The sequence below is a fragment of the Salmonirosea aquatica genome, from assembly GCF_009296315.1.
Taxonomy (GTDB): domain Bacteria; phylum Bacteroidota; class Bacteroidia; order Cytophagales; family Spirosomataceae; genus Salmonirosea; species Salmonirosea aquatica.
Genome location: NZ_WHLY01000002.1, coordinates 114096 through 127398 on the forward strand (window position 1 = coordinate 114096; position 13303 = coordinate 127398).

A 13303-nucleotide genomic window follows, 5' to 3' on the forward strand; every position below is an offset into this window, starting at 1 on the left:
TTTCTGATTATCCGATGAATGACTGGGCACCCGTTCCCCAACGATCTAAATTTACCTATTCCGTAGCAGAAAACGGTTCCTCGATCGGGGTTCTTTGCAACTAGTACGTAAAAGTAGGGGGGTACGTGGCGGCGGCTATCTAAAAAGCCTGGGGCTGGAAGAGTTTACTAATTTGTGTTTAGAAGCAATCCGTGTATCTTGTCGTCATCAAGTCAATGTACCACTACAAAAAGGGCTTTTCCCTTCCTTCGGGGCCATTTCCCTGCTAATTTACTTCCCATGAATTCAGAAATTCCAACAAAATTCGACGCAATTATCATTGGGGTCGGGCAAGCTGGCAAGCCGTTGGCCCTGGCTCTGGCCGAAGCGGGTTGGACAACCGCCATCATCGAGCGGAAACACGTAGGGGGTAGCTGCGTCAATTACGGCTGCACGCCCACCAAAACACTTCTTGCTTCCGCCGAAGTGGCCCACCTGGCCCGCCGATCGGATGACTATGGGGTACGTACCGGGCCTGTCGAGGTAGACTATAAAGCCGTAAAAAAGCGTAAGGACGATCTGGTGGAAAGTTCAAGGGAAGACATCGCAGAGAAACTCGATAGTACCCCAAATATTACATTCATCCGGGGCGAGGCGGCTTTTGCCGGACCCAAACAAATCGATGTAGCCCTCAGCGAGGGTGGCAGTACCCGACTCACCGCCGACCATATTTTCATCAATGCCGGTACCCATCCCGCCCGGCCCGAATTGGATGGTCTGGATCAGGTACCCTACCTTACGGCGGTGACGATGATGGATCTGGAAGAACTTCCGGAGCATCTGATTATCCTGGGCGGGGGTACATTGGCCTCGAATTCGGCCAGATGTTCCGGCGCTTTGGCAGCAAGGTGACGATCATTGAAAAAGGAAAGCAATTGCTGAGCCGGGAAGATGAGGACATTGCGCAGGAACTGACGGATATTTTGCAGCAGGAAGGTATCAAGGTACATCTGGGTACTGCCGTGACGGGCGTCCACTTAACCGAATCCGGAGCTATTTCGGTAGCGCTTCAACATGACCAAGAAACCAGCAAGGTACTGGGCTCGCATTTGCTACTGGCCATCGGCACTACCCCCAATACCGCCACGCTGCACCTGGATACCGCTGGAATCGAAGTGGATCAGAAAGGGTACATCAAGGTCAGTGACCGATTGGAAACCACCCAACCCGGCGTTTACGCGCTGGGCGACATCAAAGGCGGGCCGGAGTTCACGCATATTTCGTACGACGATTATCGCATCATAAAACAGAATCTGCTGGAAAAGGGGAACGCCACCATCGCAGGCCGTAGGGTACCCTATACGGTTTTTACCGATCCTCAGCTCGGACGGATCGGTTTGTCGGAAAAAGAAGCCAAAAAGAAAAACCAGCCCGTAAAAATAGCTTCCATGCCCATGACCAAGGTAGCCCGTGCCTACGAAATGGACCGTACCAACGGCCTGCTCAAGGTACTGATCGATCCCGACACCGATCAAATACTCGGGGCAGCGATGCTGGGCATGGAAGGCGGTGAAATGATGGCCATGCTCCAGATCGCGATGATGGGCAAGGTACCCTATACCGAACTTCGCGACGGCGTATTTGCCCACCCTACCCTGGCCGAATCGCTCAATAACCTTTTTCAAACCGTAGAATAAAGATGGTAGGGACTGGCAAGATGTCCTACCCTGGCAGACGACTTATTCACTTAATCATAATTCACTTAATCTCTTTGTATACTATGCAAGAAATCAAATGGGGTATCATCGGCTGCGGTGACGTCACCGAGAAAAAAAGCGGCCCGGCTTTCAATAAAATTCCGCATTCGGAACTCGTAGCCGTCATGCGGCGCGATGGCGAAAAAGCCGCCGATTACGCCCGTCGGCATAACGTACCCAAATGGTACGACGATGCCGATTTGCTCCTGAACGATCCCGAAGTCAATGCCATTTACATTGCTACGCCGCCCGGCTCGCACGAAGACTACACGCTGAAAGCCCTGCGATTGGGAAAACCCGTGTACGTGGAAAAACCGATGGCCCGCAACGCCGCCGAATGCGCCGAAATGGTGCGCGTGAGCCACGAGACGGGGGTTCCTTTGTTTGTGGCTTACTACCGACGTACCCTACCCTACTTCGTAAAATTGAAAGAACTCATCGACCAGAAAGCGATCGGCGATATCCGGTTGGTAAATATTACCCTCCATTGGCCACCCTATCCCGAAGAGGTAGGTGAAAACGCTCAGCCCCGCTGGCGCGTCGACCCTGAGATTTCCGGCGGTGGGCACTTCCATGATCTGGCCTCGCATCAGTTTGATTTCCTGGAATATGCGCTGGGACCCATCAAAACCGCGCGCGGAATTTCCCGCAACCAGGCCGGGTTGTACGCGGCCGATGATGTGGTCATGGCTAATTTTGAGTTTGAATCGGGCGTAGTAGGCAGTGGCAGCTGGTGCTTTACGGGCAGCAAGCGCCACCGCATCGACGAAGCCTACCTGCTGGGTACCCTGGGAAAAATCACGTTTTCGTTTTTCGAGAAATTCACCATCACCGTCGAAACCCAGGATCATACGGAGGTAATCGACCTACCCTACCCGGAACACGTGCAGCAGCCGCTCATCGAAACCATCGTAGCCGAGCTACGGGGCGAAGGTACCTGCCCCAGCACCGGCCAAACCGGCGCGCGCGCCAATATCATCATCGACTGGATCACAGCAAATGGATAGAGGTTAAGGGTTAACGGTCAAGGGTAGGGAGACTGTTACTTTGATCGAAAATTCTCTTTGCCTTTGTCTCTATGTGCCTTTGTGCCTTATTCACTCATTTTATCACTCTATCATTGGACACATTCAATCTCACCGGCAAGGTTGCCCTCGTCACCGGAGCCAGCAAGGGCATCGGTGAAGCCATCGCCCGTTTCCTGGCTGAAGCCGGAGCGCAGGTCGTCATCAGCAGCCGCAAGCAAGCCGACCTCGACGCCCTCGCCGAAGACATGCGGCAACAAGGGGCCGACATCACGGCCATCGCCGCCCACGTAGGCGACAGCGAACAACTGAAAGCGCTCGTAGAAAAAACCATCGAAACCTACGGCGGCGTGGATATTCTGGTCAACAATGCAGCGGCCAATCCGCACTACGGACCTACCCTGGAATTTCCGGAAAGCGCGTTTGAGAAAATCATGCAGATCAACGTGAAGTCGCCCCTGGAACTGACCAAACTGGTGCAGCCCAGTATGAAGGCACGGGGCGGCGGCAGCATCATCAACATCAGCAGCATCGCGGGCCTCACGCCCGATCCCGGACTGGGCATGTACAGCGTCACCAAAGCAGCGCTCAATATGCTCACCAAGGTATTCGCCAAAGAACTAGGGGTCGATGGCATCCGCGTGAACGCCATTTGTCCCGGACTGATCAAGACGAAGTTCAGTCAGGCGTTGTGGGAAGATGAAAAAACGCTCGCTCGCTTCACGAAGCACCTACCCATCGCCCGCATGGGTACCGTGGAAGAAATCGCCGGTCTGGCGCTGTTTCTGGCCTCACCGGCTTCGGGGTATTGCACGGGGGGGATTTATACGGCCGATGGAGGGACGACGATTTGAGTAGTGCTGCTTTTATAAAAATAAGTACGGCCCCTATAATACAACAAAATATAGAAATAGTACCAAAGAATACAGAAAATACTGCAAAACTTGTGTATATTCATGAGTTTGTGGCAATTTTACGAGCGACACCAACCGAAATGAAAATTTGATAAGACCACACAAGATGACATACAATTTAGAATGGCTAATAGACAATTTTGAAAAAGGAAAGCGAACAAAATATTTATTTTTTTGGGGACATCAAAAAAGTAAAAGTGGCGAATTAACATCATCGTGTTTTAGTCAATGGTGGACTTCACCTTTTATCGTTGACAAAGTGAAATTTAATACTGCTGAACATTGGATGATGGCACAAAAAGCACTTTTGTTTGACGACAAAGAAATTTATGACAAAATAATTATTGCGAAATCACCAGCAGAAGCAAAAGCTTTGGGCAGACAAGTGCGAAATTTTGACGACACGACTTGGAATAACAAAAGGTTTGAAATAGTTGTTAGAGGAAGTTTGGAAAAATTTACCCAACATAAAGACTTGAAAGAATTTTTACTAAACACAAAAGAAAGAGTTTTAGTAGAGGCAAGTCCAGTCGACAGAATTTGGGGTATTGGATTGACAGTCGACAGTGACAAAGCAGAAAATCCCAAATGTTGGAATGGACTAAATTTACTTGGTTTTGCTCTGATGGAAGTTAGAGATATTATCAAAAATGAAAAATAGACAAAAAAAACTGCCACCAACATCGGTTTGGCAATATGGCGGCTGAAATCCTTCTATGAAAAATATGTACCAGGTTCAACAGTAGTAATTCTATTTAACTTTTGTGCTAAATTTTCGCCACATCGCCAAGCCGAGAAACGTTAGCAGCAACCTAAAAGCAACATGCAGAAAATGACTTTGAAACATACCGTCAAGACCAGAAGGTTCATTGAAGAAAATCATGATGCCTGTACGCTATGTGGAAAAGAATTTCAAAATCATGACAGAACTCATTTAGGTTATACAAAATCTCAAAAACTTATTTATGTTGGCGACTGCTGCTCTGAGAATCTGAAAGAAACAATCATTAGGCACTCATACCAGAATCGTCCATATGAAATCCCGAGTAAGGAAACAGTTCTTTGGCGTTTCATGGATTTTACAAAATTTGTTTCTCTATTGAGTTCGCAATCTTTGTTTTTCACCAGAGCGGACAGGTTCGAAGACCCGTTTGAAGGAGCAAAAGGAATTAAGAAAAATAAAACTAAATGGAACAAGTACTATTTGGAATTTTTCGAACAATCATATAAGAACCCACCAGATGGAGTTGATTTTAATAAAAGTGATTCGGAGATTAGGAAGGAAGCCAAAAGACTTTTAAAGCAGCTTGACGAAGGTGGAAAGTCCGACTTAAAACTGACATTTATAAATTGTTGGCATGAGAATCCTTTTGAATCAGAAGCAATGTGGAAACTCTATACTAAAAACATGTCAGAAGGTATCGCAATTCAAACGACTTATGACAAATTGTATAGAGCATTAAATAGAAATCCGTCAATTAGTATTGGGAGTATAAACTATATTGATTATTCCAACCGATTTGAGGGAATTAATGAATCGTTTTGGTTTAAACGAAGGTCTTTTGAGCATGAAAAAGAAGTTCGAGCAATCTATAAAAATTTCAAGGCAGACAGCAAATTCGGCATTCCAATGAATGTCAATATAAAAACACTAATAAATAAACTTTACGTTTCACCGACAGCTCAGGATTGGTTTATAGATGTTCTTAAGGACACCTTGGAGAAACATAAATTGAAAAAGAAAATTCATAGGTCAAGTATATTTGTTGAACCATTCCATTAAAAAAATTGAATCATTAGAACACTATATAAATATCGTACTAACTCTGAATTTACAGAAAAGATTTTCTTAGAAAAGAAAGTTTGGCTTTCAAACGCAGAAGGTCTTAATGATACTTTTGAATGTACCATTCAAGAAATAGCCAATGATTATATTGACAAGCAAGTCAAAAAGCTCACATCATAATTATTTACAGCAAAAAATAATTAGAAAATGGAATTCACCCCCCACAACCCAATCGTTCAACGCTGCCTGCAAGGTATGGCCCTGGAAGACGCAGGCAAACCCGAAGAGGCAGGTACACTCTTTCTTCAAGCCTGGAACGAAGCGACGAACGACTTTGAAAAATTTATCGCTGCTCATTACGTAGCCCGACATCAACACAATAATTCCGACCAATTGAAATGGCTCGAAACGGCTTTGGATTGTGCCTTAAAGGCAGATAATGAATCGGCGAAGAGTGCTTTTCCAACGCTATACTCAAATATTGCTAAATGCCAGGAGGCATTGGGAAACTCGGATGAGGCAAAAAAGTATTATAAACTGGCCGCTTCGTTGGAAGGTACCCCTTCTGACGAAGGCCCCTTTTATCACGGAACGAAAGCCGATTTGCAGGTAGGTGATTTGCTGACCGCCGGGGGTACTTCTAATTACCAACCCGAACTCAAAATGAACCACATCTATTTTACCGCCCTGGTCAATGGGGCGGGGCTAGCGGCTTCATTAGCGAAAGGTGAGGGACGTGAACGTGTCTATATCGTTGAACCAACGGGAGATTTTGAAAATGACCCGAATGTTACAGACAAAAAATTTCCCGGCAATCTGACCCGTTCCTATCGCTCCCATGCTCCGCTGAAAATCGTTGGCGAATTGATCGATTGGGCGCGTCAAACCCCTGAGCAACTCCAAAATTTCCGTGAAAAGTTGGCTAATAACAAAGGGGAGATTATCAATTGATTTCATATTCGGAAGGCTGTGTCATACAGCACATTCTTAGAAGCCTAAAAATCAAAAGGCCGCGGATGATTTCCCGCGGCCCATTGAACTTAATTCCTATATTTCACCCTACCTGCGGCAGGGCAAATAAATCATTCACGCGTATTTCAAAATCAGGCAAAACAGGCTGGGCGGAGCACAGGTCATGCTCTATGCAGATTACGACATTCCTGCGGGATGTGTATACATACACGGACTCGTTTTCCGGATAAATGTGCCAAACCACCTGCACGCCGGCCTTAAAATATTCCGCTACTTTCTCATCGACTTTGATGGCGTCGTCGGTGGGGGAAATGATTTCGATCGCAAAGGCAGGAATAGGTTCATCCGCCAAAAGCATACTATTGTCAATCTGTTGGCCACTGAAATAGGCCAGGTCGGGACGACGCATTTGAATACCCGTTAGCCATACATCCTGCTCCTGAATCAGTTCTCCACCTAGTCGGTAAGCTTCCGTACTAGCAAATAAGCGACTGAGAGCTCTAAGCAGTAAAAGATGCTTTTTTTTCATGCGTTCAAATCGGATAATTTCGCCGTCGTTCCACTCATACTTATAGCCGTCATTGGGTTCCCAAACCATGAATTCCTCTAAGGTTTGGGGCATTGGCTGGATATCGGTCGATGTTCTCATATTCTATCCGGATCTTTTACCAAATGTAGCATTTTCTACGCTCAGATCGAAGTCAGGTACTTCAACCATTTCCTAGTACCTACCTCGGCCCCGATCCCGGCCCCGGTCGGATTCTCCCGAACGCTCAAAATCCCGCTCACTTTTCGCCCCCCCGCTAAAATGCCGCAAGTTGTAGGTAAACGAAAGCATGAAGTACCGCTGTAATACATTCGACTGCACATCCTCCACCAGAATGTCCGTCACATTACGGCGGATGCTGATGTTCTGCTTCAATAAGTCAAACACACTCAGGCTGATTTCCCCGCGCTGGTTGGCGAACACCTTCTTTCCGATGCTCATATTCCAGATCATGTAGTTGGTGTTGAAGCCGGTCGAAAGCCCCGTGTTGAGTTGATGACTCAAGTCAGTCCGGTACACCAGCCCTTTCCAGATTACCCAAGTCAGGCGCGCCCGGGTACTTTGGTTGAAGTAGTTCTCCGTAGTTTTCCGTAACGACCGGTTCACGATGTTGTAGCCCGAGCGGGTACTTACGTAAAAATCGAGGTTCTCACTGATGTTACTACTTAGCGAAGCCCCTACCCGGTAATAGGTCGTGGAGGTAAAATTCGTCAGTGAGTCAATCTGGCTGGGGAGTCGGGTATGGTTGATAAAAGCAAACAGACTCAACTTGGATTTGATGAAATCGAGCGGCTGTCCGTAATTCATGAAGGTACGGATGGTCCAGTAGCCATCGAGGTTGATCGGGCGGGAAAGTTGTGAACCGGTTTGCAGCGTATCGATGGCCGTCAGCGGTATGGGGCGGCGGGCCGTCAGCGTGCTGGTTGCAATGTAGTCAGAGGCTAAAGTTGCCTCGGTCATGGCAAAAAATGTATGGTTGTTTTCGGGGTTCTGAGCGCGGTACTGTCCCCGGAACCGATTCTGTAAGGACTGCACTAGATTGGGATTACCAGTACGGACGTAAAGCGGGTTGCTGATATTGTACACATTCTGCAACTGACTGATGGATGGCGCGTCGGTACGGGCCCGGTAGTCGAATTCGAAGTTCTTGGTTTTGGAGAATTTGTACTCAAACCGTACGGCCGGGAGTATGTTCTGAAAGGTCCGGTTCAGCGCAAACTCACTCGGAAAAAACTGGTCGTTATGGAGTTTGGCCCGCTGGTACTCCCCTTCTACCTGAAACCGGAGCTTATCGTTCTTGAACTGATAACCCAGTTCGGTCTCTTCCGTGACATAATCGCTCTTGAAGGTGTTACTTAGGCCTGTATTCAGGTCGGTATAGTCGCCGGTGATCTCACTGTAGTCATACAGGCGGCGTTTGGAATCAGAGTAGCGGTTGCCGCGTTCGTGCTGGATTTCAATCCGGCCGAACTTACCCACGGGTTCGGTGTAGGTGAGGTCCACATTCCAGGAATTACCATTGCTATTGTAGTCCGTAAACTGGTTCAGGGTTTTACTCCGATCAGGCTCCCGAAAATAGACATTGTCGGCTAGCCGGAAATTCTCACTGCTATTCCGGCTGAAATCGTTGCGCAGTCGGAAAGTTATGCTGCGGCCTTTTTTGTCAAATTGATGACTGTACAGTAAAAAATTGCGAAAACTGACCCCATTGCTGTTTGCGTTCGAGGTATTTTCGGTCTGGTTGAGCGGGCTATTGACATTCTCGGTACGACCCAGGAAATAGGAATAATCGTTTCCGGTCTGCGCGGACATTCTGGGGTGGACCAGGAGCCGATTCTTGGGATTGATCTTGTAGTCAATGCGCAAATCAGCCTGATGGGCAGCATCTCGGTTGGTACTCCGGCTATTTTCGTTATAGGTACGTCCCGAATCGGCCACACTTACAAACTGCTGGTACTTGGATTGTACGCCGAAGTTTTCCTGTTGGGTATAGGAATAGCTGCCCGTTACCTCCATTTTCGGACTCCACATATCCGAATAGTTTGCGCCAATTGAGTTAGTCTTGATAATTCCGTTCTGGGGGCGATCGCCCCGGCCACTAGTCTGGTCGTTACTGAAACTGGTGGTATTGATGTTGTTGCTCAACCCGGTAATGGTAAACCGACGATCTTCGTTGAACAGGTTGACACTGGCACCTACCAGGTACCGGTCATCCGTGCCGTAGCCTCCCGTTAGCTTTCCGAATTGCCCTTTGCGGCGGTCGGCCTTGGTCACGATATTAATAGTTTTGATATCCTCTCCGTCGTCGATGCCGGTCATTTCGGCCTTATCGCTCTTTTTATTGAAGATCTGGATATTAGCAATGACCTCGGCGGGCAGGCTTTGTAAGGCTTTGTTTACATCGGTACCAAAATACCGCTTGCCATCGATCAGGATTTGCTGCACATCTTCGCCCTGCGCCTGCACTTTCCCGTCGTCCATGGTCACGCCGGGCAATTTCTGGATCAGTTCCTGTGCACTGGCATCGGCCGCGGTTTTGAAGGCCCCAGCGTTAAATTCCGTTGTGTCTCCCTTCAGGACAGCAGTAGCTACCTGCCCTACCACCTGCACTTCCTGCAAATTGTTGACATCCTCCAGCAGAGCCAGGGTACCCAGGTTTACCGATTTGTCCACCACTTCCACCGGCATAGAAAGGGGCTTGAAACCCAGGTAGTTTATCTTCACGAGGTACGAACCGGGCGCTATGTTCTCAAACCTGAATTCCCCGTTCCCGTCGGTCATTACGCCGTTGGTAGGTTGCTCATCCGTCGCTTTCTGGATGGAAATGATGGCCCCCGGCATCACGGATTTATCCGAGAAATTCTGCACAGAACCCTGAATCGAAAAACGTTGGGCGGACGCCAGGTGGGGAAGCAGTCCCAAGCCGAGAAAAAGCATGAGAAAACACAGTATGATACGGGTACGGCTACGGATAAGCATACGAAGGATGTAGAAATAGATTGAAAACAGGAAAATAGAATGCGTGAAAGTTTAAAGGTACCCCTATTCGCGGCCCGAGGAAACGGGTTTCCGACGAATCAGGCAAAAGTCCGACCCTACCCGGACAATACGGTACTAAATCCGCCCACAATTATCGGTCCAGCCAGGCTTTGAACGAGGGAGTGCGGTCGCTGCTAATGACGATATCCTCCTCCACGGGTGGGTTCAGGGTGACTTTCAGCCGCCCTTTAAAGTACGGATGTATTTCCCGAATAGCGTCCACATGGGCAATGTACTTGCGGCTGATCCGGAAAAAAATATGCGGATCGAGCGTGACTTCGATTTCTTCCAGCGAAAAATCCACCGGAAACTTTCCGTGCTCGTCACTAACCAGAAAACTCATTTTCTCCTCCGAAAAAAAATAGGCTACCTCGTCGGTTTTGATGGCTTTGATCTGGGTACCGTTTTTTACCAGAAACCGGGATTTATAGGCATAGCCCAACCCTGATGGGGAAGGGGTACCCTCGTAGCCTGGCGCGGGCACGAAGGTCCGTCTCATGTCTTCAAGCTTACGAAAACTCTTCACGAGTTGACCGTATTTGATCGGTTTCAGGAGGTACGCTACCGTGTTCACCTCAAACGCGTCGAGAGCGTACTGATCGTACGAAGTGGTGAATATGATGGGAAAACGAATCTTGATGGTCTCGAATATTTCAAAACACGAACCGTCCGAAAGCTGGATGTCCACAAAAGCCAGGTCGGGGTGCGGATTTTGATTCAGCCACACAATCGCCCCCTCCACCGTAGCCAGGCAGGCAGCTATTTCGATGGTCGGATCGTATTGGGCTATTTGTTTTTGCAGGCGCTCGGCGGCCAGCGCTTCATCCTCAATAATCAGTACGCGCATTGTTTTCTTCAAATAGAAGTAAAGGAAGTTTTACCACGAAATGCGTGGTACTTTTAATGATCTCAGGTACCTCGTCCGCCACGTATTCGTAGCGTTTGGCCAGGTTATTCAGTCCGGTTTGGGCGCTGTATCCTTCCGTTTTTTTGGGATGGAAATTATTCTGCACCACTAGATAGCCCCGGGCGTCGGTGAATATCTCGATGAGCAACGGCTCGGTATCGGTGGCCTTATTATGCTTCATGGCATTCTCGATCAGCGTCTGCACCGACAAGGGCGGAATGCAGTGTTTCCGAAAAGCAGACGACACCTGAATGCGGATCTGTAGCTGCTGCACAAACCGGATTTTGAGCATAAAGAGGTAGGAATCAATAAATTCCAACTCGGTTTCCAACGACACCAGTTCCTCGTTTTTGGTCCGCAGTACGTAGCGGTACACATCGGAAAAATGCTCCAGAAACTCCTGCGCCGTTGCCGGGTCCTTGTCGATGAGCGAGGATAGAATATTGAGGTTGTTGAACAAAAAATGCGGATCGAGGTGATTCTTAAGGGAATCGAACTGAGATTTCAGATGCTGGCTTTGCAGTTCCTGCGAATAGGTGAAGTTCTTCTTCCAGCGCATCATAAAAAAAACGCCGAAATGAATGGAAATCACCGGAATGATCAGAAGCAATCCGTAAAGATTGAGCACCACCATTTGATCCTGATCGGGCGGGAAGCCCAGAAACTGGGTCTTGATCAGGTAATAGGTCAGGTTCACACACGCCAAGGAGTACACGGTACTCAGGAAAATCTGGGCAAAAAACCGCCGCAGATCGTAGTCCGACCAAGGATAGTAGGCATTCAGCCAGATTGAAATGTACCGGTTTCCTAACCACAGCAGCAGTGTTACGCCCAGGAGCCAGGAAAGTGCCGCCAGATAAAACGCAGGTTCGTCCGAGGTACCTATGAGGTAGGCCAGCCCCGAAAAAACCAGGATAGCCAGGAAGATCAGTATGCTGCGTAGCTTTTTCACCGGCAAATGCGTTAGAACCAAAGTACTTTTCCGACCAGGGCACCCCCCTCTAAGGCAGGGAAATCGATTGGATGGATTTCCAGGGGATGTACTTCGGGCTGCTGCTTCCTTTCCAGACCAGTACCCCCAGTTTTTATCGGTCACGTCGTGGTGGCCATTCAAGTTCAGCCGGCGGCCATTTTTAAGGACGATGGACGTATGGTTGTTGTTCTGGGGCTCGATCAGGCGAATGTCGCGCAGCACAATGGAATAATGTACCCCGTCCGCTTTTCCTTCCAACGTTTCAAAGTCCCACTGTTCGTCGAGATCATAAATCAGCTTTCCTCTATAAAATACGCCCCGGGTTGTTTTTACCCGTCCCCACAGTTCCCGGGGTTCTTTGAAGTCAAGGTACCCCATCAATTGGTCGTGGGTTTGTTCATGATCAAATACCGCCTCCCGAAAATCCTTCCACTTGACCACCATACTGCCGGTACCCCTGACAAACACCGTCAGGCCATGATTCGTAGAACCCACGTCGTCATTGTCCGACAACAGGAGTGTCTGCTCCGAAACCAGAGTCACCGTGCAGGCATTTTCGGAGGTTTTCTCGATCTTACGGATAGAACCGAAGAGAATGCGTTTGTGTTTACCGTCCTTTTTGCCATCCAAGCGGAACGAGGTCGTACTTTCAGACTGGTCCCACTTGACAAAGCCCGTCAGCTCGCCCGCATCGGTTTTGATGGTACCGTAGATGGGTTTTACCGCGCTCGAAAGTGCATTGTCGGGGGTAGGCTTGAATTCGATCCTCCGGATGGATTCCCAGGTGATTTTGTGCCATTCTCCATTGGGATCGATCATGTGAATACTGTGGCCTACATCCCGGTGCCGGTCGGTACCCCGCACCCGCAGGCTACTGCCATTCCTGAAATACAGCACAGCGCTATTCTCCTCCCCACCGTTATCGACCCCAGATCACCAAACCGACAGGAAAATTTCTGCGATTTCGAGGGAACATTCTTTTCCCACAGGTGCATGAAGCCCCATTCGATCTTGTCTTTTATTTCCTGGTCGCTAAGCTGCTTGATTTCGTTGGAATTCAGAAAATCAAGGGCGTTGTTTTGTTCACGTTGTGCGTCGAAAATATCTTCCCAGAAAAGCTGGCGGTTGCTCCACAACAGAATTCCCTCCCGCACCTGATTGTCCTGTAAGGTAACCCTGCCGTAGATCAAGCCCTGGAAGGGATGAGCAGAAATGGAAGGAAACAGGCCGAGCAGAAACGCGCACATCATCCCGGTACACCACACGGCAGGTGTAAGGCGAAGGAGGTACGCGATGGGTTTTGATCCCCACATGGATGGTCAGATTAGTTGGTCAGGAGCGTCTATTGGCCGACAATTTACTGAGTAGTCTATTCAAAATCTGCCGTTTACGACCAAAACGGGA

Annotated in this window: 10 protein-coding genes and 2 pseudogenes; 7 read left to right on the forward strand and 5 right to left on the reverse strand. The window is 48.5% G+C overall.

All coding sequences use genetic code 11. The annotated features are described in order from the left end of the window. The first annotated feature begins 279 nt into the window (after window positions 1-279). From GBK04_RS01445 to arr, 7 genes and pseudogenes are all read left to right on the forward strand, one after another. Window positions 280-1676: pseudogene (locus tag GBK04_RS01445) on the forward strand (mercuric reductase). Window positions 1677-1759: 83 nt separating this feature from the next. Then, entirely contained in the window at window positions 1760-2743 is a 984-nt protein-coding gene (locus tag GBK04_RS01450; RefSeq protein ID WP_152756216.1) for a Gfo/Idh/MocA family protein, read from the forward strand. A gap of 113 nt (window positions 2744-2856) precedes the next feature. Next, window positions 2857-3615 (forward strand): SDR family NAD(P)-dependent oxidoreductase, encoded by a 759-nt coding sequence (locus GBK04_RS01455; RefSeq protein ID WP_373330618.1) that lies wholly within the window; start codon window positions 2857-2859, stop codon window positions 3613-3615. Between the two features lie 166 nt (window positions 3616-3781). Next, window positions 3782-4336: a riboflavin biosynthesis intermediates N-glycosidase gene (gene ybiA / locus GBK04_RS01460; RefSeq protein WP_152756220.1), complete on the forward strand. Its 555-nt coding sequence runs from the start codon at window positions 3782-3784 to the stop codon at window positions 4334-4336. A 162-nt stretch (window positions 4337-4498) separates the two neighbouring features. Then, on the forward strand, window positions 4499-5458 hold the full coding sequence (locus GBK04_RS01465; protein ID WP_373330619.1) for a hypothetical protein: 960 nt from the start codon (window positions 4499-4501) through the stop codon (window positions 5456-5458). Window positions 5459-5716: 258 nt separating this feature from the next. After that, window positions 5717-6004 (forward strand): annotated as a pseudogene (locus GBK04_RS30220) (rRNA adenine methyltransferase); the annotation flags it as partial. Then, window positions 5999-6412 carry an NAD(+)--rifampin ADP-ribosyltransferase gene (gene arr / locus GBK04_RS30225; protein WP_373331433.1) on the forward strand — a complete coding sequence of 138 codons (414 nt, stop codon included), beginning with the start codon at window positions 5999-6001 and terminating at the stop codon, window positions 6410-6412. The pseudogene GBK04_RS30220 and the gene arr, both read left to right, overlap by 6 nt. Before the next feature lie 103 nt (window positions 6413-6515). Here arr and GBK04_RS01475 read toward each other — a convergent pair whose 3' ends face one another. From GBK04_RS01475 to GBK04_RS01495, 5 genes are all read right to left on the reverse strand, one after another. Beyond that, window positions 6516-7055, reverse strand: a complete 540-nt coding sequence (locus GBK04_RS01475) for a Uma2 family endonuclease (RefSeq protein ID WP_373330620.1) — start codon at window positions 7053-7055, stop codon at window positions 6516-6518. Between the two features lie 99 nt (window positions 7056-7154). After that, complete coding sequence (locus GBK04_RS01480) at window positions 7155-9959, reverse strand: outer membrane beta-barrel protein (protein ID WP_152756226.1); 2805 nt, start codon at window positions 9957-9959, stop codon at window positions 7155-7157. Between the two features lie 151 nt (window positions 9960-10110). After that, window positions 10111-10866 (reverse strand): LytR/AlgR family response regulator transcription factor, encoded by a 756-nt coding sequence (locus GBK04_RS01485; RefSeq protein ID WP_152756228.1) that lies wholly within the window; start codon window positions 10864-10866, stop codon window positions 10111-10113. Further along, on the reverse strand, window positions 10847-12796 hold the full coding sequence (locus GBK04_RS01490) for a sensor histidine kinase (protein WP_373330621.1): 1950 nt from the start codon (window positions 12794-12796) through the stop codon (window positions 10847-10849). The genes GBK04_RS01485 and GBK04_RS01490 overlap by 20 nt, the downstream gene beginning before the upstream one ends. After that, window positions 12733-13212, reverse strand: a complete 480-nt coding sequence (locus GBK04_RS01495) for a hypothetical protein (protein ID WP_152756230.1) — start codon at window positions 13210-13212, stop codon at window positions 12733-12735. The genes GBK04_RS01490 and GBK04_RS01495 overlap by 64 nt, the downstream gene beginning before the upstream one ends. Window positions 13213-13303: the final 91 nt, after the last annotated feature.